The 22,754-nt window shown below is 69.2% G+C and carries 20 protein-coding genes; 10 read left to right on the forward strand and 10 right to left on the reverse strand.

The window, feature by feature from the left end; genetic code table 11:
• Nucleotides 1-10: 10 nt before the first annotated feature.
• The 3 genes from U9J23_RS12615 (at nt 11) to U9J23_RS12625 (ending at nt 2,260) form a co-directional block, all read left to right on the forward strand.
• Nucleotides 11-733, forward strand: coding sequence for an aspartate/glutamate racemase family protein (locus tag U9J23_RS12615; RefSeq protein WP_272267466.1), 723 nt, complete (start codon nt 11-13; stop codon nt 731-733).
• Nucleotides 734-1,032: 299 nt separating this feature from the next.
• Nucleotides 1,033-1,488, forward strand: a complete 456-nt coding sequence (locus tag U9J23_RS12620) for a nitroreductase family deazaflavin-dependent oxidoreductase (protein WP_059384457.1) — start codon at nt 1,033-1,035, stop codon at nt 1,486-1,488.
• 70 nt (nt 1,489-1,558) lie between these two features.
• Nucleotides 1,559-2,260 carry a LysM peptidoglycan-binding domain-containing protein gene (locus tag U9J23_RS12625; protein WP_326602917.1) on the forward strand — a complete coding sequence of 234 codons (702 nt, stop codon included), beginning with the start codon at nt 1,559-1,561 and terminating at the stop codon, nt 2,258-2,260.
• A 27-nt stretch (nt 2,261-2,287) separates the two neighbouring features.
• Here U9J23_RS12625 and U9J23_RS12630 read toward each other — a convergent pair whose 3' ends face one another.
• Together U9J23_RS12630 and U9J23_RS12635 are read right to left on the reverse strand one after the other, a co-directional pair.
• The gene (locus U9J23_RS12630; protein WP_272267471.1) at nt 2,288-2,725 is read right to left on the reverse strand and encodes a carboxymuconolactone decarboxylase family protein; all 438 of its coding nucleotides are present in this window, start codon (nt 2,723-2,725) and stop codon (nt 2,288-2,290) included.
• 98 nt (nt 2,726-2,823) lie between these two features.
• The gene (locus U9J23_RS12635; protein ID WP_272267473.1) at nt 2,824-3,198 is read right to left on the reverse strand and encodes a winged helix-turn-helix transcriptional regulator; all 375 of its coding nucleotides are present in this window, start codon (nt 3,196-3,198) and stop codon (nt 2,824-2,826) included.
• Between the two features lie 121 nt (nt 3,199-3,319).
• On the opposite strand from U9J23_RS12635, the gene U9J23_RS12640 reads away from it, so the two are divergent.
• From U9J23_RS12640 to U9J23_RS12655, 4 genes are all read left to right on the forward strand, one after another.
• Nucleotides 3,320-4,165, forward strand: a complete 846-nt coding sequence (locus U9J23_RS12640; RefSeq protein WP_272267475.1) for an SDR family oxidoreductase — start codon at nt 3,320-3,322, stop codon at nt 4,163-4,165.
• A gap of 50 nt (nt 4,166-4,215) precedes the next feature.
• The gene (pepN, locus tag U9J23_RS12645) at nt 4,216-6,708 is read left to right on the forward strand and encodes an aminopeptidase N (RefSeq protein WP_326598146.1); all 2,493 of its coding nucleotides are present in this window, start codon (nt 4,216-4,218) and stop codon (nt 6,706-6,708) included.
• Nucleotides 6,705-7,835, forward strand: a complete 1,131-nt coding sequence (locus U9J23_RS12650) for an integrase (RefSeq protein ID WP_326598148.1) — start codon at nt 6,705-6,707, stop codon at nt 7,833-7,835. Before pepN ends, U9J23_RS12650 begins: the two co-directional genes overlap by 4 nt.
• 66 nt (nt 7,836-7,901) lie before the next feature.
• Nucleotides 7,902-8,603 carry a DNA alkylation repair protein gene (locus U9J23_RS12655; RefSeq protein ID WP_272267482.1) on the forward strand — a complete coding sequence of 234 codons (702 nt, stop codon included), beginning with the start codon at nt 7,902-7,904 and terminating at the stop codon, nt 8,601-8,603.
• Between the two features lie 31 nt (nt 8,604-8,634).
• Here the strand turns inward: U9J23_RS12655 and U9J23_RS12660 are convergent, their stop codons facing one another.
• A complete protein-coding gene (locus U9J23_RS12660) occupies nt 8,635-10,104 on the reverse strand; it encodes a glycosyltransferase family 39 protein (RefSeq protein ID WP_272267484.1) in 1,470 nt (489 codons plus the stop codon).
• Nucleotides 10,105-10,263: 159 nt separating this feature from the next.
• On the opposite strand from U9J23_RS12660, the gene U9J23_RS12665 reads away from it, so the two are divergent.
• Entirely contained in the window at nt 10,264-12,630 is a 2,367-nt protein-coding gene (locus U9J23_RS12665) for a phosphoketolase family protein (protein WP_272267486.1), read from the forward strand.
• A 3-nt stretch (nt 12,631-12,633) separates the two neighbouring features.
• Here the strand turns inward: U9J23_RS12665 and U9J23_RS12670 are convergent, their stop codons facing one another.
• From U9J23_RS12670 to U9J23_RS12685, 4 genes are all read right to left on the reverse strand, one after another.
• Nucleotides 12,634-13,398 carry an HAD family hydrolase gene (locus U9J23_RS12670; RefSeq protein WP_272267489.1) on the reverse strand — a complete coding sequence of 255 codons (765 nt, stop codon included), beginning with the start codon at nt 13,396-13,398 and terminating at the stop codon, nt 12,634-12,636.
• A 16-nt stretch (nt 13,399-13,414) separates the two neighbouring features.
• Nucleotides 13,415-15,832, reverse strand: coding sequence for a glycoside hydrolase family 65 protein (locus U9J23_RS12675; RefSeq protein ID WP_326598152.1), 2,418 nt, complete (start codon nt 15,830-15,832; stop codon nt 13,415-13,417).
• A 65-nt stretch (nt 15,833-15,897) separates the two neighbouring features.
• Complete coding sequence (gene otsB, locus U9J23_RS12680; RefSeq protein WP_272267493.1) at nt 15,898-16,749, reverse strand: trehalose-phosphatase; 852 nt, start codon at nt 16,747-16,749, stop codon at nt 15,898-15,900.
• 72 nt (nt 16,750-16,821) lie between these two features.
• Nucleotides 16,822-17,889: a helix-turn-helix domain-containing protein gene (locus U9J23_RS12685; RefSeq protein WP_272267495.1), complete on the reverse strand. Its 1,068-nt coding sequence runs from the start codon at nt 17,887-17,889 to the stop codon at nt 16,822-16,824.
• 120 nt (nt 17,890-18,009) lie between these two features.
• Here U9J23_RS12685 and U9J23_RS12690 point away from each other — a divergent pair, with 120 nt between their 5' ends.
• Nucleotides 18,010-18,471, forward strand: coding sequence for a 6,7-dimethyl-8-ribityllumazine synthase (locus tag U9J23_RS12690; protein ID WP_272267497.1), 462 nt, complete (start codon nt 18,010-18,012; stop codon nt 18,469-18,471).
• A 27-nt stretch (nt 18,472-18,498) separates the two neighbouring features.
• Here U9J23_RS12690 and U9J23_RS12695 read toward each other — a convergent pair whose 3' ends face one another.
• Nucleotides 18,499-19,407 (reverse strand): SDR family oxidoreductase, encoded by a 909-nt coding sequence (locus tag U9J23_RS12695; protein ID WP_272267499.1) that lies wholly within the window; start codon nt 19,405-19,407, stop codon nt 18,499-18,501.
• Nucleotides 19,408-19,529: 122 nt separating this feature from the next.
• Between U9J23_RS12695 and U9J23_RS12700 the strand changes: the two genes are divergently transcribed.
• Nucleotides 19,530-20,546 (forward strand): AraC family transcriptional regulator, encoded by a 1,017-nt coding sequence (locus U9J23_RS12700; protein ID WP_272267501.1) that lies wholly within the window; start codon nt 19,530-19,532, stop codon nt 20,544-20,546.
• 155 nt (nt 20,547-20,701) lie between these two features.
• On the opposite strand, the gene U9J23_RS12705 is transcribed toward U9J23_RS12700, so the two are convergent.
• Together U9J23_RS12705 and U9J23_RS12710 are read right to left on the reverse strand one after the other, a co-directional pair.
• The gene (locus U9J23_RS12705; protein ID WP_059384468.1) at nt 20,702-21,847 is read right to left on the reverse strand and encodes an MFS transporter; all 1,146 of its coding nucleotides are present in this window, start codon (nt 21,845-21,847) and stop codon (nt 20,702-20,704) included.
• Nucleotides 21,844-22,743 (reverse strand): PAC2 family protein, encoded by a 900-nt coding sequence (locus U9J23_RS12710; RefSeq protein WP_059384469.1) that lies wholly within the window; start codon nt 22,741-22,743, stop codon nt 21,844-21,846. The genes U9J23_RS12705 and U9J23_RS12710 overlap by 4 nt, the downstream gene beginning before the upstream one ends.
• Between the last annotated feature and the right edge of the window lie 11 nt (nt 22,744-22,754).

Consider the following 22,754-nt stretch of genomic DNA (forward strand, 5'->3'; position numbering starts at 1 on the left):
GGGTACAGGGATGAGACATGTCGGAATCCTGGGCCACAGCTGGGAAGGTGCCTCGCTGTGCTGGCGCGAGGTGTGTCAGCACAGCACCCGTCTCGGGCATCCGGCACATCCGGACGTCACCATGGACTGCATCTCCTTCGAGCGCTGCATGCCCGCGTGGGAGCGCGGGGACCACGAGGCGGTGCGCGCCGTACTTGCGACCAGCGTCGATCGTCTGGCCAGGGCCGGATGCGACTTCTTCGTGTGTCCGGACAACACCGCCCATCTTGCGCTCGAAGCGCCCGGCGATCCCCTCGCGATTCCCGGGCTGCACCTGATCGACGTTGTCGCCGACGCGTCGCAGCGCGCCGGGCACCGACGCGTCGGCATCCTGGGAACGCGGTTCACCATGCAGGGCCCTCTGTACCCCCGCGAACTGGCGGCACGAGGAATCGAGGCCGTCATCCCGACGGACGACGATCAGGCCCTGGTGCACGCGGCGATCTTCGACGAATTGGTGCACGGCGTCTTCCGGGACGAGACCCGGGCGTCCTTCATGGACCTCATCGGCAGACTCGCGGACTCCGGGTGCGACGCGGTCGCGCTGGTGTGCACCGAGATCCCGCTGCTGGTCTCCCCGGACGACTCGCCGTTACCGGTACTGGACTCGACACGGCTGTCCGGACGAGCGGCCCTCGAGGTGGCACTGGGAACGCGCGACCTGCCGACCTGGCGCGGCGGACAGTTCCGGTGATAACAGGCAGGTAGCCACAGCGGGTCGTAGCATCGACCACATGGTCCTCTTCTACGAGATCGCCCTCGTGATCGCGTCGGTGCTCATCGCGTGGTTCGCGGTATACGTGCTGTATCGCCTCGTCACCGACGAGTCCGCCGACCGGCGCTGACAGGTCGCCGCCCGACCGGCCACATGCGGACATGTCGGCCACACTGCCCCGGCTCAGCGAGCCCGGGGTACGTCGGCTGTCGGCGTCCCGGCTTGTCGAGCACGGGCCGCGGGCCTTCGGGGTTGCGTGGCCGGGGTGGGGGCGGACGATGACCGACAGTTCGTTCCGCCCCGAGCGCACGTACCGACCGAGCCGGTGGCGGCACCTCGAGAACGCCGTGATGAGCGCTCTCACCCGCGCGGGGTTGGTGCCGCACTCCAATCTGTTGACCACGCGCGGCAGGCGCACCGGGAAGATCCGCCGCAACCCCGTGCTGATCGTCGATCTGCACGGAAAACGTTGGCTCGTGGCCCCGTACGGATCGGTGGGGTGGGTGCACAACGCGCGTGCTGCCGGTGAGGTCGAGCTCAGCAGGCGGCGGGACACGCACCGCTACTCGATCCGTGAGGTGTCGGCGGAGGAGGCCGGGCCGGTCCTGCAGCGGTACGTCGAGTTGGCGTCCGCCACCCGACGGTATTTCGAGGCGAGCAGGAACGACCCGGTGGAGCGGTTCGTCGCGGAGGCCGATCATCATCCGGTCTTCGAACTGCTGCCACCGACGTAGTCGACGGACATCTCTCGTACGAGATTCGGGTAGCGCACTACGCGTGTGCCTGGTGCCGACGGTGAGCACCATGATCCTCGTCGATTCGATTCGAATCGACGACCCTCCACACCACCGAGGCACGGTCATGGTTACGAAATACGAAGTCGTCGCAGGCGACACCCTCTCGAAGCTGGCACAGAGGTTCTACGGTGACGCGACGTTGTACCCCGTCATCGCTGTTCCGAACGGCATCGTCGACCCGGACGACATCACCGTCGGACAGGAACTGCTCATCCCGTACGTCACCGACCGGCACACCGTTGCGCCCGGCGAGACACTGTCGGGATTGGCGCAACACTTCTACGGCGACGGGACCCTGTTCCCGGTGCTCGCGGCGGCCAACCACATCACCGACCCGAACGTCGTCCGGGTCGGCCGCTCACTGCTGGTTCCCGAACTCGGGGACGTGGGGCACCACACCGTGGTCACCGGTGAGACCCTCTCGGGGCTCGCACGTCGCTGGTACGGCGAGGCGCAACTGTATCCGGTGATCTCGTTTCCGAACCACATCACCGACCCCGACCACGTCGAGGTCGGACGGGTGCTGATCCGTCCCGGGCTCAACTACCGGCACACCGTCGTCGCCGGCGATACCCTGCGGGCTCTGGCGGAGGACCACTACGGGAACGCGGAGATGTTCGCCATGATCGCGGCTGCCAACCACATCGCCGATCCGGACAGGATCACCGTCGGGCAGGTGTTGTTCTTCCCGAACCTCACCGACTTCTGAGGAGGGATGCCGTGGGGCCGGTGCGGGTCAGGGGCCGACGGGGTAGTGGCTCCGGACGGCGATGCGGTTCCACGCGTTCATGACGATCGCAAGCCACGTGACGGCGGAAACCTGCTCGTCGCTGAGCGAACCGTTGTCCCACTCGTGCCGACCGGGTTCCATGGGGTGCGTGACCTCTTCCGCCAGGGCGAGCGCGGCCCGCTCCTGGTCGGAGAAGTACTGCGACTCCCACCAGGCCGCGAGGACCGCGAGACGATCGGTGGTCTCGCCCTTCTCCAGGGCGTCCCGCGTGTGCATGCGCAGGCAGAACGCGCACCCGTTGAGCTGCGACGTGCGGATCTTCACCAGTTCGGCGAGCTTCGCATCGAGACCGGCCTGCGCGACGGCCTCCTCGACCTCCTTGTTCAATGCCAGCACGCTCTTGTAGGCGGCCGGGTGCTGCTTACCGAGATTGACGTGCGCCATCGTGGATGTCCTTCCGGCGAGCGACACCGGCCGGAACGACCGGCCGCTCCATTCTGTCAGCCGCATCCGGGCCGGTGGGGGCGGTTCGCACTGCCGGATCAGTGGCCGCGGTCGTACTCGTTCTGCGCGGCGACGATCTCGGGCATCGACTCCTCCACGACGTCGATGAGCGTCAGGAGGGGCGCGGTGATGCGGCGTCCGAGGTCGGTGAGCGAGTACTCGACGTGCGGAGGGATCGTCCCCAGGACGGCTCGGTGGATCAGGCCGTCGCGTTCGAGGGTCTGCAGGGTCTGCGACAGCATGCGTTCGCTCACGCCGTCGACCCGGCGACGCAGTTCCGAGAACCGACGCGTGTCGTCGACGAGGGCCGCCAGCACCAGCACACCCCAACGCCCGGTGATGCTCTGCAGCACCGGACGCGACGGGCACTCGCGCGCGAAGACATCGGCTTCGGGGAGGCGATCGGTGCTCATGAATGCCGAGTATACGGCGGCTATGCGAACGATGGGTACCGACTCGAACGGTTGCACTTACTAAAAGTAAGTGATGAGATGGTGGGGTTCCCGAGCCCGCTCGACCACTTCGAGGAGTCCCATGACCATCGCTGTCACCGGCGCCGCCGGCCACCTCGGCCGCCTGACCATCACCGCCCTCCGCGCCCGCGGAATCGCCGCAGGCGACATCGTCGCCATCGTGCGCGACGCGGCGAAGGCCGCAGACCTGGCCGCCGACGGGGTGCAGGTCCGTGTCGCGGACTACGCCGATGCGGCGGCCCTGCGCGAGGCGCTGGCCGGTGTCGACAAGCTGCTCCTCATCTCCGGCAGCGAAGTGGGACAGCGACTGCCCCAGCACACCAACATCATCGACGCCGCCAAGGCCGGCGGCGTCGCGTTCATCGCCTACACCTCGATCCTGCGCGCGGCCACGAGCCCGCTGATCCTCGCCGGCGAACACAAGGCCACCGAGCAACTGCTCGCCGCCTCCGGCATCGAGCACACCCTCCTGCGCAACGGCTGGTACTGGGAGAACTACGACAACTCGGTCACCGCAGCCGCTGCCACCGGGGCGCTGTTCGGCTCGGCCGGCACAGGCCGCGTCGCCGGAGCGGCCCGCAAGGACTTCGCCGAAGCCGCCGCCGCGGTCGTCACGACCGAGGGACACGCCGGTGCCGTCTACGAACTCGGCGGTCAGCGACTGACCTACGCCGACCTGGCGGAGGTCCTCTCCGGCATCGTCGGCGTACCCGTGACCTACAAGGATCTGCCGAAGGAGGAGTACGCGACGATCCTCGAGAACGCCGGTGTGCCCGCACAGTTCGCGGCAGTGCTCGCCGACTCCGACGCGGGCATCGCCGTCGGCGCGCTCGACACCGACAGTGGAGATCTCGAACGCCTCATCGGACGCCCCGCCACGTCGGCAGCCGAAGCGATCGGTGCCTGACACCCGCTAATCCCGTCGAGTCCGGGCGCGTGATGGCAGGATCGGGACTCGTGAGCTCCGCGAATCTGACCCGTGCCGAAACCGCCGCGCGCGCCCGCGCACTCGACGTGCACTCCTACCGCGTCGAACTAGACCTTCGGGGTGCCGTCGACGCCCGACGCACCGGATTCCCCACGGTCACGACGCTCGAATTCACCGCCTCCACCGACGAGGCCTGGCTCGATTTCATCGGCGATTCCGTCGAGTCGGTGACGATCAACGGCGAACTCGTGCCCGTCGTCTACGACGGCGCGGGAATCACCATCGGTGGTCTGAAGGAGATCAACGTCGTCACCGTCGTCGCGACCGGCCGGTACAGCCGGTCGGGGGAGGGGCTGCATCGCTTCGTCGACCCCGTCGACGGCGAAACCTACCTCTACACCCAGTACGAACCGGCCGATGCCCGACGCGTGTTCGCGTGCTTCGAACAGCCGGATCTCAAGGCGCCGTTCACCTTCGTGGTCACCGCCCCGCGGCGCTGGCAGGTGCTCTCGAACGAGGCCGCCGAGCGCACGGTGCAGCGCGACGACACCCAGACCGTGACGTTCGCGCCGACCCAGCCGATCTCCACCTACATCACCGCGATCGTCGCCGGCCCGTACCACCGGGTCGACGCGTCGTGGAGCCGCGACGAGCTGACGGTGCCGCTGGGGGTGCTGTGCCGCGGCTCGCTCGCCGAGCATCTCGACGCCGACGAGATCGTTGAGGTGACCCGGCAGGGCATGGACTTCTACGCCGAACACTTCGACTATCCGTATCCGTTCGGCAAGTACGACCAGGTGTTCGTGCCCGAATACAACCTCGGCGCCATGGAGAACCCCGGCTGCGTCACCTTCACCGAGGCGTACGTCTTCCGCGGTGCCGCGACCGCCGCCCAGCATCAGGGTCGCGCGAACACGATCCTCCACGAGATGGCCCACATGTGGTTCGGCGATCTGGTGACCATGAAGTGGTGGGACGACCTGTGGCTGAAGGAGTCGTTCGCCGACTTCATGGGTGCCTTCACCAGCGCCGAGGCCACCAAGTTCACCGACGCGTGGGTGGCCTTCGCGAACCGCCGCAAGGCCTGGGCGTATCTGCAGGACCAGCTGCCGACGACGCATCCGATCGTCGCCGACATCGTCGACCTCGAGGCCGCGAAGCTGAACTTCGACGGCATCACCTACGCCAAGGGCGCGAGCGTGCTCAAGCAGCTCGTCGCCTATGTCGGCCGCGACGCCTTCTTCGAAGGTGCCCGCCGGTACTTCCGCAAGCACGCCTTCGGCAACACCACCCTCGACGATCTGCTCGTCGAACTGTCGAGCACCTCCGGCCGCGACCTGTCGTCCTGGGCGCAGGCCTGGCTGCAGACCACCGGCGTGTCCACCCTGCATCTCGACGAGAGCGAGGACGGGTACGAGATCGTCCAGAGCGATCCGCGCCCGCACCGCCTCGCTGTCGGTTGTTACGACCCCGACGACTCCGGCGACCTCGTCCGTGCTCACCGCGTCGAGGTCGACCTCGCCGACGAACGCACCCCCGTCGACCTGCCCGAGGCGGCGCTGGTGTTGCTCAACGACGACGACCTCACCTACGCGAAGATCCGTCTCGACGCGCGGTCGCTCGCCACGGTCGAGTCGTCGCTGGACCGGGTCCGCGAACCGCTCGCGCGCGGCCTGCTGTGGTCGGCGCTGTGGAACGCGACCCGCGACGGGGAACTCGCCGTCGACCGCTATCTGTCGATGGCCGCCCGATTCGCCCCGCACGAGGCGGACGTCGCGCTGCTCACCGCGGTGCTCGCCAACGCCGCCCAGGCCGTCGAACACTATGTGCCCGACTCGGCGCGCACCGATGCGCGGCGTCGCTGGCTCGACGCGGTCTGGGACGGGATGCACGGTGCCGCACCCGGCAGCGACGCCCAGTTGGCGTTCGCCCGCGCCGTCGGTGTCGCGGCGGGCGTCGACGACCGGCACGCAGCCGACCTCCGGTCGATCCTGTGCGGCACCGTCGCACCGCCGGAGGGCCTGCGTCTCGACCCCGACCTGCGGTGGAGTTGGTGGGCGGCGTTGACGACCACCGGCGACGCCGACGAGGCCGACCTCGACGAGGAACTGCGCAACGACGACACCGCCTCGGGACGCACCGCTCATCTGCGCGCGCTCGCCTCTCGTCCTCGCGCGGAGGTCAAGGCGCATGCGTGGGCGACGATCCTCGCCGACCACACCCTCACCAACGACCATCTCGACGCGACCATCGCCGGGTTCCGCGCCGGGGCGCGCCGCGACCTGATCTCCGCCTACGACGCGGACTACTTCGCGGTACTCCACGGGACCTGGACAAGCCGCAGCATCGAGATCGCCCGCCGCATCGTCGTCGGGTTGTTCCCCGCGGCCGACAGCCTCGAACCCGTCGACACCTGGCTCGAGGCCCACACCGACGCCCCGGCCGCGCTGCGGCGGCTGGTGATCGAACAACGCGACCATCTCGCCCGCGACCTGCGTGTCCAGAGGATCAACACGCCGTGACCAGCCCGGATCTGCCCCGTCCCGAGGTGCCCGCGGTACCGGACACGGTCGCCACCGCGATGCGGCGGCTGCGGGAGAAGGCGACCTCGGAGAACACCCGCGCCGCCCAGATCGGCGACTGGACGATCTTCACCCGCTGGTGCGAACGCACCGGGCACAGTCCGATGCCGGCCACCGCCGAGCAACTGAGCTGGTTCCTCACCGAGAAGGCCGCCGAAGTGCGCCCCGACGGACGCTGGGCGTACGCGCCGTCGACGCTGTCGCGGTGGGTGTCGACCATCAACAAGATGCACGCCCTGGCGGGCCTACCGAAACCCGGTGGGCACGAATCGGTCCGGGACCTGCTGCGGGGCATCCGACGCGATCGGGCCACCCCGCCGGCGCGCCGGACCCCGCTGCTCACCGACGACATCCGCACCATCCTCACCGCGATGCGCGCCGAGGCGGCCGACGGCGGGTGGGCCGAACGCGTCGCCGAACGTCGCGACGCGGCGCTGCTGCTCATGGGATTGGCCGGGGCGCTGCGTCGCTCGGAGCTCACCGGTCTCGTCGTCTCCGACGTCGTCCCGCACCGCGCCGACGGGCTCTACGTGACGGTCCGCCGGTCCAAGACCGACCGCAGTGCGCGCGGCCGCACGGTCACCCTGCCGTACGGATCCGATCCGCACACCTGCCCGGTGTGCGCCTATCGACGCTGGCGGGAGGTGCTCGACGCCTGGGACGAATCCGGACGCGAGGCCGTCGTCGACCTGCTCGGTACCGGCACCGCCGACCCGGCCGAGCACTGCTGCCGTGGTCTGGCGGCCGGGCGCACACAGGACGGCGACCGCCCCCTGTTCCGGCCCGTGCACCACAGCGGCACGGTGGGAACGACCGCGCTGTCGGGGCAGTCCGTGCACTCGATGATCCAGCGCCGCGCCCGCCGCGCCGGATTCAGCGACGACCTCGTCGCCACCCTGGGCGGGCACAGCCTGCGGGCCGGGTTCGTCACCCAGGCGGTGCGCGGCGGCGCGACCACGCAGACGATCATGACGCAGACCGGGCACGCGGACGAACGGATGGTCGCGCTGTACAGCCGCCACCACGCCGGTCTCGTCGGCAACGCGGTCACCCAACTCGGCTTGTGAACGGCCCAGGCCGTCGCCCGACGCTCGTAGGCTGAGGCGCGACCGACACACGGACAGGAGATCGCGGTGGCACAGACGAAAACGGACGCTCCGACCGTCGACGAGTTGCTCACCGAACTCGCCGCACTCGACGACCCGAAGATCCGCGCGGTGAACGAGAAACACGGCGACGACCACGGCGTGAACCTCAGCGCCCTGCGCACCGTCGCCAAGCGGGTGAAGACGCAGCACGATCTCGCGCTGCAACTGTGGGCCACCGGCGACACCGCCGCCCGGCTGCTCGCGCTGCTGATCTGCCGCCCCAAGGCGTTCACCGCCGACGAACTCGACACGATGGTCCGGGAGACCGGCACCCCGAAGGTGCACGACTGGTTCGTGAACTACGTCGTGAAGAAGAACCCGCACGCGGAGGAGCTGCGCGGGCGATGGATGAGCGATCCCGATCCGATCGTCGCGAGCGCGGGATGGGCGCTCACCGCCGAGCGCGTCGTCAAGAACGCCGACGGACTCGACCTGCCCGGACTGCTCGACACCATCGACGCGCAGATGCGCGATGCCCCCGAGCGTCTGCAGTGGGCGATGAACACCTGCCTGGCGCAGATCGGCATCGAACACCCCGACCACCGCGCCCGGGCGCTCGACATCGGCGAACGCCTCGAAGTGCTGAAGGACTATCCGACGTCCCCGGGCTGCACGTCACCGTACGCACCGGCCTGGATCGGCGAGATGGTGCGACGGAAGAACGAGGCGACGGCCACCCGCTCGTAGCTCACGCCACGTCGAGTGTGCGGATCTCCTGCTAGATCTCGTTCCACCCGGTGGTCCGTCCCGTCAGCAACCACACCCGGGCGTCGATGTCGTCGCCCATAGGTCCGCGCACCTCACGGACGTCGGTGAAATACGGTTCGAGGTCGGACGGATCGGTACCGGTGAACAGCACATCGGTGCTCGACTCGTCGGGAAGTGGGAAATAGCCGTACGCGCGGTTGGGGCTGTGCGCGGGCGGAAGATCGAAGCGCTCGGAGTAGCCGTCGAGGTAGGCCGCGAGAATGTACGACTCGCCGAACAGCACCGTGCGGCGCTGCTCGTCCGCCGACAGATCCCCGTACGCGCCCGCGGTGCTCGCGGCGATGCGTTCCCCGACATCGCTGTTGGATATCGGCACCGCGACGGACAGCACGAGCGCGGCGAGCACCACACCGAGCGCGAGGCCGGGCCACACCGCGGCACCCCACCGCCGGACGCCGCCTTCGCGCCGGAGCTGGAATCCCACGGTGCCGGCCGCGACGAGCGCACCGTGGAAACCCGCCAGATAGTAGGGCCGGCTCCCGGTGAGCACGAACACCACCAGCACGACCAGGAACGCAACCGCCACGAACCGATACGGCCGAAGCTCCTCGGCGCGCAGCAGACACCACAATCCGTATGCCATCAGCAGCGTGCCCAGCACCCCTGCCCACAGGAGCATCTGCAGCGACGCCCCGAGACGACCGCCGTAGAGCACCTCCATCTCCGCGACCACCACCTCCGACATCGCCCACTGGGGCCGGCCGTGCGCCGCCTGCCAGATCAGTGTCGGCACCGCGAGCAACGCGGCGACCACCGCACCCACCCACAACAGGGAACGACCGAAGATCTGCCGCGGACCGCACACCACGAGACCGATCACCACCCCGGCGCACAGCAGCGCCACCTGGAACTTCGTCTCGGCCGCGATTCCCACGACCAGGCCGGCGAGCAGCAGCAACCGGTCGTCGCGCACCCGCACCCACCGCACCAGCAACCACAGCAGCACGAGCCACTGCACGGGCTCGAGCGCGTACGGCGTGAGCCAGTGCCCGAACAGCGCCGCCGACACCGAGGTGGCCTGCGCAGCCGCGGCGATCCACTGGGCGCGCCCATCACCGCCCAACTCGCGGGCGATCAGCGCGACCACCACGACCGCAGCCACCGTCGCCACGATCGCCGGTAGCCGCAGCGCGACGATCGATCCGGGCGCGACCGCGTCGGCCGTCCACGCGATCAGCGGCGCGACCGGCGGCTGGTCGGCCGATCCCCAATCGAGGTGATTACGGCCGACGGCCAGCATGTACATCTCGTCGAACCAGTAGCCGCGGCCACCGGCCACGGCCGCGACCAGGTGCGCGACCGCCACGAGCGTCGCGATCACCCCCACCGCGCGGCCCGCGAACGGATGGATCACCCGCCGCTGCGGTGCTTCGTGATCGACTGTGCGTTCCTGTGCGGTCCTGGCCCAGGCCATACGCATTCGACTTCCGACGTCGGATCGTTCCGGTCGGTACCGGGAGTGGGTACCTCCCCGAATGGGTACCGTTCCGAGCGAGGGTACGCGGCAGGCCGGGCCCCGCATGCGCATTCGCGGGAAAGCCCTGGCCGGCGCCGGATATCAGCGACGACGAGGAGAACGATGCAGCTCCCCACCACCGACACCGACTTCGACACCCTCGACGCGTGGTGGCGGGCCGCGAACTATCTGTCCGTCGGCCAGATCTATCTCATGGACAATCCGCTGCTTCGCGAACCGCTGCGGCCCGAACACATCAAACCGCGGCTGCTCGGACACTGGGGCACCACACCGGGATTGAACTTCGTCTACGCGCACCTCAACCGCGCCATCACCACCCGCGACCTGGACATGATGTACGTCATGGGTCCCGGTCACGGCGGACCCGGACCGGTGGCCGCGGCGTGGCTCGAAGGCACCTACAGCGAGGTCTACCCGGACATCTCCCGCGACGAGGACGGCATGCGGCGCCTGTTCCGCCAGTTCTCGTTCCCCGGCGGCATTCCCAGCCACGTCGCCCCCGAGACCCCCGGATCGATCCACGAGGGCGGTGAACTCGGCTACTCCCTCTCGCACGCCTACGGCGCCGCCTTCGACAATCCCGATCTGATCGTCGCCGCGGTCGTCGGCGACGGCGAAGCCGAGACGGGGCCGTTGGCCGCGAGCTGGCATTCGACGAAATTCGTCGACCCGCGCCGCGACGGGGCGGTACTGCCGATCCTGCACCTCAACGGCTTCAAGATCGCCAACCCGACGGTGCTCGCCCGCATCGACGAGGACGAACTCATCTCGCTGCTGCGCGGCTACGGGCACGAACCGATCGTCGTCGCCGGTGACGATCCCGCCGACATGCACCGGCGCTTCGCCGCCGCCCTCGACGCGGCGCTCGACCGCATCTCCGAGATCCAGCAGACCGCCCGCAGCACCGGAAACGCGACCCGCCCGGCCTGGCCGATGATCGTGCTGCGCTCCCCGAAGGGCTGGACCGGCCCGGTCGAGGTCGACGACATCCCGGTCGAGGGCACCTGGCGCGCCCACCAGGTGCCGATCGGCGATCCGCGCGGCGACGACGAGCACCGCCGACTCCTCGAGGAGTGGCTGCGCAGCTACCGGCCCGAGGAACTGTTCGACGACGACGGCGTTCCCGTCGCCTCCCTGCGCGATCTCGCGCCCCGCGGCACCCGGCGGATGAGCGCCAACCCGCACGCCAACGGGGGAGCAGTACTGCGCGACCTGATCCTGCCGGACTTCCGCGACTACGCCGTCGACGTACCCGAACCGGCCACCACCACCGGCGAGGCCACCCGCATCCTCGGCGCCTTCCTGCGCGACGTCATGCGGAACAACGCCACGAACTTCCGGGTGTTCGCGCCCGACGAGAACAACTCCAACCGTCTCGACGCGATCCTCGACGCCACCGACCGCACCTGGAACGCGCGCATCGACCCGGGCGACGACCGGGTCGCCCCCGACGGGCGGGTCATGGAGATCCTGTCCGAACACACCTGCCAGGGCTGGCTCGAGGGCTACCTGCTCACCGGCCGGCACGGATTGTTCTCCAGCTACGAGGCTTTCGCGCACCTCGTCGACTCGATGGTCAACCAGCACGCCAAATGGCTGCTCACCACGAACCGGATCCGCTGGCGCCGCCCCGTCCCGTCGCTGAACTACCTGCTCACCTCCCACGTGTGGCGGCAGGACCACAATGGCTTCTCGCACCAGGACCCCGGATTCATCGACCACGTCGTCAACAAGAAACCCGAGGTCGTGCGCGTCTACCTGCCGCCGGACGCCAACACCCTGCTCTCGGTGGCCGACCACTGCCTGCGCACCCGCCAGTACATCAACGTGATCGTCGCCGGAAAGCAACCCGCCGTGCAGTTCCTGGACATCGACGACGCAATGACACACTGCCGCAAGGGTATCGGGATCTGGCAATGGGCCTCGACCGACCGCGACACCGAACCGGATGTGGTGCTCGCCTGCGCCGGCGACATCCCCACGATGGAGACCCTCGCGGCCGTCGACATCCTGCACCGCCGCTTCCCCGACCTGCGGATCCGGGTGGTCAACGTCGTCGACCTCATGCGACTGCAGGACGACCGGGCGCATCCGCACGGGCTGCCGGACGCGCACTTCGACGCGCTGTTCACCACCGACACGCCGGTGGTCTTCGCCTACCACGGCTATCCGTGGCTGATCCACCGTCTCGTCTACCGGCGCACCAACCACGAGAACTTCCACGTCCACGGCTACATCGAGGAGGGCACGACCACCACACCGTTCGACATGTGCGTGCTCAACCGCATCGACCGCTACCACCTCGCGCTCGACGTCCTCGACCGCGTCGATCGGATCCGGCCGATCGCCGGGCATGCCCGCGAGGAACTCGAGAACATCCTCGCCGAACACACCCGCTACGTGCGCGCCCACGGCGAGGACATGCCGGTGATCACCGACTGGCACTGGCAGGGCGTCGGAATCGACTGAGGGTCACACCGATCCGCGGCGGGCCAGTCGCCCGGCGGTGAAGGCGTCGACGTCGACCTCGTCGAGGGAGGTCACCACCAGATCGGCGCCCGCGTCCTCGAGGTCGGCGGCGTCGTCGAACCGGGCGACACCGAGCGCCCACATGCCGCCGGCCTTCGCCGCCCGGATCCCGCTGATCGCGTCCTCGACGACCACGCACGCCTGCGCGGGCACCCCGAGTTCGTCGGCGGCGGTGAGGAACAGTTCCGGGTCGGGTTTGCCGTGGGCGACCGGGCGGCCGGACAGATCCGCGTCGAACCGGTCGAGCAGCGTCTCGCCGGGACGATCGTGGGCGGGGATCGCCCGCAGGAACAGCCCGGCGTTCTTCGACGAGGACGCCGCGGCCACCGCGATCCCCGCCGCCTGCACGGCCGCGACGAAGCGCACCCCGTCGTCGTAGGCGCGGAACCGGCGCTCGTCGATCAACCGCAGCAACCGGGCCTGCTTGCGCTCGGCGTAGTCGACCGCGCGACGCTCGGCGTCGGGCACCGCGAAGTATTCGAGGGCGGCGCGGGCACCGTCCATCCGCGGCCGGCCCGACAGCACCTGCCGGTACACCTCCGCGGTGAACGTGTCCTCCTGCCAGGAGGTCTCGGGCTGCAGGTCGCGCCAGTCACCGGTCATCAACTCCGCCAGCGCCTCCCGCCACGCCGTATCGTGCGGTGAATCGACGAGCACCCCGTCGACGTCGAAGATCACCGCCCGGAACCGCGACTGCGTTTCGGCCACGATGTCCTCCTCGCGGTCAGGCCGGGACGGCGGCGAGCCGGAACTCGTGCGAGTCGCCGGCACCGAGTTCGACGAGTTCGCCGTCGACCGCGACCTGCACCGGCACCCGGAAGCCTTCGGTCTCGGCGCGCACCGACAGCTTGTGGCCGTCGATCCGCACCCGCAGGGGAGTGCCGCGGTACCGCATGGAGAACGACACCCCGTCGAGGTGCGAGACCAGCTTGGGCCGGAAGACGAGCACGTCGCCGTACGCGCGGGCACCGACGTAGTAGCGCTGCAGCAGATCGAGGGTGCCGCCCATGACCCCCATGTGGATGCCTTCCTTGGTGGTGCCGCCCTGCAGGTCGCTGACATCGCTCTCGAGCGCGAGCTTGAACCGCAGCCACGACGATTGCGGGTCGAAGGTGGCGAGCACACCGGCGAACGTCACGTGACTGAGCGTCGACCCGTGCGAGGTGCGCTGGTCGTAGTAGTCGACGGTGCGGCGCACGAGGTCGCGATCGTAGGGATAACCGAGCTGCTCGAACACCTGGCGCAACTCGGCATCGTCGAACAGGAAGAACAACATCACGGTGTCGGCCTGCTTGGCGACCTTGTAGGCATCCGGGTCGCGGCCCTCGGCACGCAGGATGCGGTCCATCCGACCGATGTTGCCGTACTTCGTGCGGTAGTGCTCCCAGTCGAGTTCCTCGAGATCCTCGTAGCCCTCGAACTGGCTGATCACCCCGTCGTGGTAGGGCACGAACATCTTCCGGCTCATCTCCGACCAGGTCCGCAGTTCCTCGTCGGTGACGCGCAACCGGGCCCGCAGGGCCGTCCGCCGGCTCTTCGACAGCACCTCGAAGACGTCCAGGGCGCGCGCGGAGATCCACGCGACCATCACGTTCGTGTATGCGTTGTTGCGCAGCCCGGCCTCGGTGGACCCCGGATACCGTTCGTGGAACTCGTCCGGACCCATCACCCCGTGGATCTCGTAGCGGTCCCGCTCGGGGTTGTAGTGCGCGATCGACGCCCAGAACCGCGCGATCTCGAGCATCATCTCGGCGCCGTAGTCGGCCAGGAAGTCGACGTCGTCGGTGGCCTGGTAGTAGTGCCACACGTTGTAGAAGATCGCGGCGCTGACATGGCGCTGGTTCCGGCTCAGGTCCGGATCCCATTGCCCCGACATCGGGTTGAGATGGACCGTCTGGGTCTCCTCGGTGCCGTCGCTGCCGCTCTGCCAGGGGAACATCGCGCCGCGGTAACCGGCCTCGCTCGCCGCGGCCTGCGCCTCGCCCAATCGGCGGTAGCGGTAGAGGATCAGTCCCTTGGTGATCTCGGGGACCCGCATGTTCAGGAAGGGATAGACGAACAACTCGTCCCAGAACACGTGCCCGCGATAGGCCTCGCCGTTGAGTCCGCGTGCCGGCACGCCGGCGTCGAGGCGCGCGGTGTGCCGGGAACAGACCTGCAGCACATGCGAGACGTGCAGACGCAACAGCAACTGCGCGCGCGGCTCCCGCGGCAGCCGGATGTCGCAGATGTCCCACAACTCGTCCCACGCCGCGACGTGCTCGTCGTACGCCTCGGCGAAATCCGGATAGCGCAACACGTGCCGGCCCGCCGACGCGAGGGGCTCGGTGATCGCATCGTCGCGGGAGGTGAACATCGCCACCATCTTCTCGATGCGCACCGTCGAGCCTTCGGCGATGTCGAAGGAGAGGACCTGCTGGATGTAGTCCTCCATCTGGTACAGATCGCGGTCGACGAGCATCGCCCCGTCCGAGCCCTCCCGGAACACCCGGGTGCGGGCGGCCTGGGCGATGTAGGTGTCGGACTGACGGATCTGCACCTTCAGTGCGATCGTCTCGGGACCGTAGGTGCGCGGCGAGACCGGATCGAGGTGTCGCGCCTCGAGATCGCGGTAGCGGGCCACGGCGCGGTTGGAGACCCGGCCGTCGAGGGCGGTGACGATCTCGACCCGCCCCGACCAGTTCTCCGGGGTCAGCGACCATTCGAGCGCCCCCTGGTTCGGATGCTCCATGCTCACGAACCGTCTGCTGCGCAGCGACGTCTCGCGGCCGTGCCGATCCCGGAACCGCAGTTCGCGGACCACCGTGGCGGTGCGGATGTCGTAGACGTGCCGGTAGTCGAGGATCTCCACGTGCGCCAGGCGGATCGCCTCACCGCCGTCGATGCGCAACTTCAGCACGAGCCAGTTCGGGAGATTGACCAGATCCTCGTTCAGGACCGGGCTGCCGCCCATGATGGTGGTCTCGCGGTTGTAGCAGCGATGCGCGTAGGTCCCCGGATAGTGGACCTCGCCCATGTCCTCCCACTCGGCGGTGCCCCGCGAACAGAAGTAGCCGTTGCCCGTCGACGTCAGGGCCTCGCGCAGGGGTTCGTCGTCGGGGTCGAAACCGTCGTAGTCGAGGGTGAACTCCGGGTCGTACACGCGAACCTCCTGGCGGGTCGTAGGCGACACGAACTATCCGGCGGCGCTGTCACCTGGCGGCGCCGTCATCTGCCCAGGGCCGACAGAAAACGTTCGACGTCGTCGACCGACGCGAGGACGAACTCGGCGTCGGTGCGGCGCCCGGCCATCTCCGGGTCGTCGGGACTGCCGACCAGGATCCCGATGCCACGACCCCGCAACGCCCGGAAGGCATCCTCGTCGGTGATGTCGTCGCCGAGATAGAGCGGCACGACGTCGTCGGAGGCGAGACCGAGGACATCGATCAGGTGCAGGACCGCCTTGCCCTTGTTCCAGTCCACGGCCGGCTTGAGTTCGTAGACCATCTTTCCCGGCACCACGGCGAGTCGGTCGGCGTTCTCCTGCAGCAGGGTCTCGACGATCGCGCCCACCCGGTCGTGGACCTCGGGGGAGGCCTGCCGGTAGTGCACGGCGACCGACGCGCGCTTCGGTTCGATGCCGACGCCGTCGAGACCGTCCAGGCGGGTGCGCAAGGTCTCGGTGGTCTCGGCGATCAGATCGGTGAAGTCGGCGAGGACGTCGTGGGCGATCTGCCCGTCGGTGGGGCTCCAGATGTCGAAACCGTGGCTGCCGGCGACGACGAGATCGTCGACCCCCATGAGCTGTTGGACGACGTCGCGGTCGCGTCCGGTGACGATGCACACCGACACGCGGTCGGCGAGTTCACGGACGGTGCGGCGCATGGAATCCGACCACACCGCGTCCTCGGGGCGAGCGACGATCGGGGTGAGCACACCGTCGTAGTCGAGGAAGACCGCGGGCCGGCGACCGGCGAGACGGTCGGACAGGGCGGCGCCGTCGAGTGCCGACGGTAGGTCCTCCACGGTGCGCGGCGCGGTCATCTGATCGGTACTCCTGTCGTCGCGGCGACCCGTCATGGTTCGCACCGTACACAAAGATCGAAAGGCTCGGCCGAGGATCCGGGGAGGGGGATCGGCCGGATCCGGCGGTCAGCGGACCGGGCGCCGCCAATGCTCGTCCGCGGTGAGCCGGGAGCGGACGTGTTCGGCGGCATCGTCGTTGCGGAACGGGCCCGCCAGCAGGTCGGCGTAGACGTGCGAGGCGGCGGCATGGCGCAGTCCGCCGCGACGGTCCATCCGTTCGAAGACCACCGGTGACCAGGGGATCGCCACCACGACGTCGCCGCCGTGCTCGACCGGGCGCAGACCGAGACTGTCGGCGAAGTCGTCGGGGTCGTCGGCGTAGACCTCGAGCAGAGCCGGAGCCGCGTAGTCGGTGGCGCCGACCCCGGTGAGCGCGTAGGGAATGTCGATGCGTTCGGCCAGTCGCGCGCGGGTCGCGGTGACGCCCTCGGGGGCGGTGAACCGCCGGACCGCGCACACCTTCCGCTCGGCGGCCCAGGCCCGCAGCATCGGTTCCCAGCGCACCTCGACGATCGGGCCGCGCGGGACCCGGCGCACGAGCTCGCGTTCGACGAGCACCTCCACGACGCGGTAGGTCGCGCCGGTGGACGCGCCGGACAGCTTGATCAGTTCCGGGACGGAGATCTCCCCGACGTGATCGGCGAGCGCACGCACCACTCGGTCGGACGGTTCGCCGGTGAGCACCCCCGACGGTCGGCCCGGGCCGCGCCACGGGTCGGCGTCGGCGCCGCGGTCGCGTACCCACACCGCCGGGCGGTTCGCGACGAGCGAGAGGTTGCCGGTCGCGTCGGCGTAGGAGATGCCGTGCCGGTCGAGCTGGCGCCGCACCGGATCGGACAGATAGTGGGCGCACACGAAGCCGCGGTCGGAGTCGGACAGGTCGGCGGCGATGCGCGCGACGTCGCCGGAGAGTACGCCGCGGGAGGCGACCACGGAGAAGGACACGGTGTCGCCGTCGGGGGCGGTGACGAGCATCCGCGTGGGTGCCTCGGGGGAGCGGGGACGGTCGCTCGACAGCGACCAGCCGAGCGGCAGGCACGACTCGAGTCGGGCGGTGGCGCGGCGGTAGATGTCGATGTACCGCTCGGGGCGGGGACCGACGGTGTTCTCGGGGGCGGGAGCCGGTTGTGTCACATCCACCACCGTAGTCACTCTGTGCCTGACGGAAAAGAGAAATAAACGAAATCTCATAGGCCGGAACAACGCCCCTCCCGCACCGCAAACTATGACGGGGCATGCGCTAGTTTCGTGACCATGACCGACATCACCGGGCGCATCGCGTTCGTACAGGCGACCTGGCACCGCAACATCGTCGACCAGGCACGCACAGGCTTCACCGACGAGATCACCCGCCTCGGCGTCTCGCAGGACGCACTGGACTTCTTCGAGGTCCCCGGCGCCTTCGAGATCCCGCTGCACGCGAAGCAGCTGGCGAAGACCGGGCGCTACGACGCGATCGTGGCGGCGGGGCTGGTCGTCGACGGCGGCATCTACCGGCACGACTTCGTCGCCACCGCGGTGATCGACGGCCTCATGCGGGTCCAGCTCGACACCGATGTGCCGGTCTTCTCCGTCGTGCTCACCCCGCACAACTTCCACGAGCACGACGAGCACGTCGAGTACTTCACGCGGCACTTCGTCAAGAAGGGCGCCGAGGCGGCTCGTGCCGTCGACGCCACGGTGCGCTCGCTGCGCGCGCTGCCGACCGGAGACTGAGCCCCGACCGGCAGCGTGCGTGTCGGATCAGCGTGCGCTGCCGGAGGGATCCTTCGCCACCGAATTCTCGCCGGCCCCCACCGGGTTCGGAGCCTCGGTGCGCCGACGGTAGGCAGCCCGTGCGGTCTCGTCGGTGTTCAGTGCGAGCGACTGCAGGCCGAACGCCGCGGAGATGCGGTGACGGGTCGCCTCCGGCACCGCCTTCAGTGCTCCGAGGATCGCTCCCGCCGTGCGCGGCACGTACCGCAGGCCGGGACGGGCTGTCGCGATCACCTGCACGATCGCGGCAGCGACCTCCTCGGGGCCGACCATCGCGAGCTTCTCGATGAGTGCGTTCGGCTTCATACCCGCGATCAGTTCGGTGCGCACGAAGCCCGGGGCGATCGTGGAGACCACGATGTTCGAGCCGGCGAGCTCCTGGCGCAGCACCGATCCGAGGCCGATCACCGCGTGCTTGGTCGCGGAGTACACCGCGAGGCCGGGGGCGCCTTCGATGCCCACGACGGAGCCGAGATTGACGATGTGCCCGTAGCCCTGGTCGGTGAAGCGCGCGGCGGCCAGCTTCGACCCCAGGATCACGCCGCGGACATTGACGTCGATCTGCCGGTCGGTGACCGCGTCGGTCTCCTCGAGGAACGCGCCGGTGGGCATGATGCCGGCGTTGTTGACGAGCACGTCGATCCCGCCGAACTCCATGTTCGCCAGGCTGAGGAACTCGTCGAAGGATCCCCGGTCGGTGACGTCGAGGGGCAGTCCGAGCACCGTGGTGCCGAAGCGCGCACCGATCCGGGCGGCGGTGTCCTGCACGAGATCCTTGTCGATGTCGCCGATGGCCACGCGCGCGCCGGCCGCGACGAGGGCTTCGGCCGTCGCCTGTCCGATGCCGCGTGCTCCGCCGGTGATCACAACCCTCTTGCCGTGCACGTTCGGGCTCATGTCGTGTCGTCCTTTCCTCGCTGGGCTTGTGGGAACGACGCTACGAACGGAGAGCTCCGTGATCCATGCCACTATCGGCAAGTTCTTGTGAATTTCGGCCACGCTGCCGAGGATGGAGCCTCGTGAACCCCTGGACCTCCCGCCGTGCGGCGACGAGCGCGGCCCTGATGGTGGCGTTCGGACGTGAGCGCGGGATCGACGCTGCCACGCTGCTAGCGGGTACCGGGCTGGGGGAGGAGCAGATCACCGATCCGGGCGGGGAGATCACCGACGACCGGGAATTGGCCGTCATCGCGAATCTCGTGGCGGCGCTGGACGACCGGCCCGGGGAGGGGTTCGCCCTCGGCCTGCGGTACCAGGCGGCGGTGCACGGGATCTTCGGTTACGCCCTGATGAGCTGTGCGACGGTGCGCGACGGCATCGAGGTGGGTACCCGATTCTTCGACCTCACCTTTGCCTTCTCGCGCGCCGCCCTGGAATATGCGGGCGACGAGGTCCGCTTCTGCCTCGACGACCGGCACGTGCCGGCACAGCTCCGGGGCTTCCTGCTGGAACGGGACGTCTCGGGGATCCTCGCCCACTGGAGTGCGCTGTGGGGGCAGCCGTCGGAGGTGCGTCGCATCGAGGTGGCCGAATCGCTCGGTGAGCGGGTTGCGCCCGTGTTCCGCGACCGGGGTCTGCGGGTGGAGACGACGGCGTCGACGCATGCGGTGGTGGTGGACGCGCGGGCATTGGATCGGCCCATGCCGACCGCGAGCCCCGAGGCGGCCGCCGTGCTGCTGCGGGAGTGCGCGGATCTGCTGCAGCGCAGACAGAATCACGGCGAGCTCGGTGCCCGCGTGCGTGAGGTGTTGTTGCGCCGGGCCGCCGAGGGCCCCACCCAGGACCAGGTGGCGGCGGAGCTGGGGTCGAGCGTGCGTACCCTCCGGCGGCAGCTGGGGGAGGAGGGGACCTCGTACCGGGCGATCGTGGCCGAGACACTGGGGACGATGGCGGGGGAGCTGCTGGATGCGGGCCTGCCGGTGGAGAGGGCGGCGCACCGTCTGGGCTACGCCGACGCCTCGAGTTTCTCGGTGGCGTTCAAGCGGTGGACCGGCCGCACGCCGGGTGGGCGACGACGGGAGAGACGCTCGGTCTGATGTCACGACGCGACCGCTTCGAGAGCCTCTTGGAATTATTCTGAACAATACGGAAACCCTGGAAAAAACGAACTCATCCTCCTCCCAATGTGGTCACCACTCATCAAGGCATCAGCGATCGACAACATCCACCGCCAAGAAGGCCAGGGATCGGATCAGCCGCTCGATGGCTCCGGACGTCGAGTCATGGCCAGGGGAACGAGCACACCGAGCAGCGCAGCTGGCAGCAGGAACGCGAGAATCGGATCGGCGCCGTACACCGGTGTCAGCAGGAGAGGGGAGAAGGCCGCACCGCCGAAGCGGAAGGCCTGCACCACGGACACCGCGCCACCGCGGTTGCCGCCCGGCCCGCCGAGTACTGCGGCGTTGACCCCGACGAGGATGAACTGCGAAGCGATACCCGCCACGAACCACGCGACGCCGAGCACGACGAGCCACGGGACGGTACCGACGACCACGACCAGCGCTGCGCCGCTCACCGCACCGATGAGCACGATCGCCCGGGCACCGACGCGGTCGATGAGCATCCCGACCGGCCGGGAACTGAGGATGCCGGCGAGACCGAACACGGTGAGTACCACGCCGCGTTCGGACGGGGACAACCCGAAGTCGTCCTCGACCCGGAAGGCGAGGAGGAATCCGAGCCCACCGAGAGCACCCCAACCGAGCAACGCGACCAGCCCGATACGCAGGACACGCGGGGTCAGCGCGTCACGCAGACGGGCCCGGGTGGTACCGGACGGGTCGTCGCGCACCGATTCGGGTAGGCCGGCGAGCGCCAGGAGCAGCGCGGCGCCGGCGAGCACGACGAACGCCCATCGCCAGCTCACCTCGGCGGCGAGACCGCCGATCAGTGGGGCGACGGTCTGACCGGCGGCCTGCATCGCCCCGAACAATCCGAGCGCGCGGCCGAGCCTGTCCTTCGGCGTGATGACGGCCAGCGCCGCGAGCAGCAGTGGTGTGGTGAACGCATTGGCGGCGCCCTGCAGCATGCGGGTGCCGATGAGCACCGAGAAGGTCGGCGCCAGCGCCGCGGCGATCGAGACCGCCGCGTAGACGAGATAGGCGGTGCGCACGGTGCGGACGCGCCCCCACCTCGCACCGAGGGTGCCGGAGAACAGCATTGCGGCCGCGAACACACCGAGATAGGCGGTGACCGTCGTCGCGGCCGTGCCGGTGGACACACCGGTGTCGGCGCCGATCTCCGGCAGCATCGACACGACGACACTGCCGCCGAAGGGCCCGAGGAATCCTCCCGCGTACAGCGCCGTGCGCTGCAGCGGTTCGCGCAGATCCCTCACTTGTTGAAGCCGCCGGGGCCCCGTCGCCGCAGATAGCGTTCGAACTCGGCGGCGAGGGCGTCGCCGTCGATCTTGGCGATGACCTCGGAGATGTCCTCCTCGGCCTCGGCGTCGCCGCGCTCCTCGAGGGTGCGCACGTACTCGGCGATCTCCTCGTCGTCCTCGATCATGTCGGTGACGGTCTGTTCCCACTCCTCGGCGAGGAGGGGGAGTTCGCCGAGGGGTACCTCGAGGTCGAGGACGTCCTCGACCCGGCGCAGCAGCGCGACGGTGGCCTTGGGGTTCGGTGGGTTCGACACGTAGTGGGGGATCGCCGCCCAGAACGACACCGCGGGGATGCCCGCGCGCACGAAGGCGTCCTGCAGCACACCGGTGATGCCGGTGGGTCCTTCGTAGCGGGAGGTCTGCAGCTTGAACCGTTCGGCAGCCTCGGAGCTGTAGGCGGTGCCGGTCACCGGGACCGGGCGGGTGTGCGGGGTGTCGGCGAGCAGCGCGCCGAGGAGGACGACGGTGTGGACCTCGAACTCGTCGACGAGTTCGATGATGGCGTCGCAGAAGCTGCGCCAGCGCATGCTCGGCTCGATGCCGTGCAGCAGGACGACGTCGCGGTCGCTACCGGGCGGGGAGCACAGCGACAGTCTGGTGGTGGGCCAGTCGATCTCGCGGGTGACGCCGTCCACGAGTCGGACCTGTGGCCGGTTGACCTGGTAGTCGTAGTACTCCTCGGAGTCCAGCTCGGCGAAGGGCTCGGCGTCCCAGATCAGCTCGAGGTGCTCGACGGCGCCGCTGGCGGCGTCGCCGGCGTCGTTCCACCCCTCGAAGGCGGCGACGAGCACCGGATCTCGCAGGACGGGGACGTCCTGGTCCGGGGTCTCGGGATACTCGGGTGTACTCACTCGTCCAGCCT

Source organism: Rhodococcus sp. PD04 (genome assembly GCF_035918275.1).
GTDB classification, from domain to species: domain Bacteria; phylum Actinomycetota; class Actinomycetes; order Mycobacteriales; family Mycobacteriaceae; genus Rhodococcus; species Rhodococcus rhodochrous.

Excerpts from the sequence above, each read along its gene's own strand:
- otsB (WP_272267493.1), bottom strand. The coding sequence starts at position 16,749 with ATGACGGGTCGCCGCGACGACAGGAGTACCGATCAGATGACCGCGCCG.
- U9J23_RS12620 (WP_059384457.1), top strand. The coding sequence starts at position 1,033 with ATGACCGACAGTTCGTTCCGCCCCGAGCGCACGTACCGACCGAGCCGG.
- U9J23_RS12640 (WP_272267475.1), top strand. The coding sequence starts at position 3,320 with ATGACCATCGCTGTCACCGGCGCCGCCGGCCACCTCGGCCGCCTGACC.
- U9J23_RS12615 (WP_272267466.1), top strand. The coding sequence starts at position 11 with ATGAGACATGTCGGAATCCTGGGCCACAGCTGGGAAGGTGCCTCGCTG.
- U9J23_RS12635 (WP_272267473.1), bottom strand. The coding sequence starts at position 3,198 with ATGAGCACCGATCGCCTCCCCGAAGCCGATGTCTTCGCGCGCGAGTGC.
- U9J23_RS12695 (WP_272267499.1), bottom strand. The coding sequence starts at position 19,407 with ATGAGCCCGAACGTGCACGGCAAGAGGGTTGTGATCACCGGCGGAGCA.
- U9J23_RS12625 (WP_326602917.1), top strand. The coding sequence starts at position 1,559 with ATGATCCTCGTCGATTCGATTCGAATCGACGACCCTCCACACCACCGA.
- U9J23_RS12690 (WP_272267497.1), top strand. The coding sequence starts at position 18,010 with ATGACCGACATCACCGGGCGCATCGCGTTCGTACAGGCGACCTGGCAC.
- U9J23_RS12660 (WP_272267484.1), bottom strand. The coding sequence starts at position 10,104 with ATGCGTATGGCCTGGGCCAGGACCGCACAGGAACGCACAGTCGATCAC.
- U9J23_RS12630 (WP_272267471.1), bottom strand. The coding sequence starts at position 2,725 with ATGGCGCACGTCAATCTCGGTAAGCAGCACCCGGCCGCCTACAAGAGC.
- U9J23_RS12665 (WP_272267486.1), top strand. The coding sequence starts at position 10,264 with ATGCAGCTCCCCACCACCGACACCGACTTCGACACCCTCGACGCGTGG.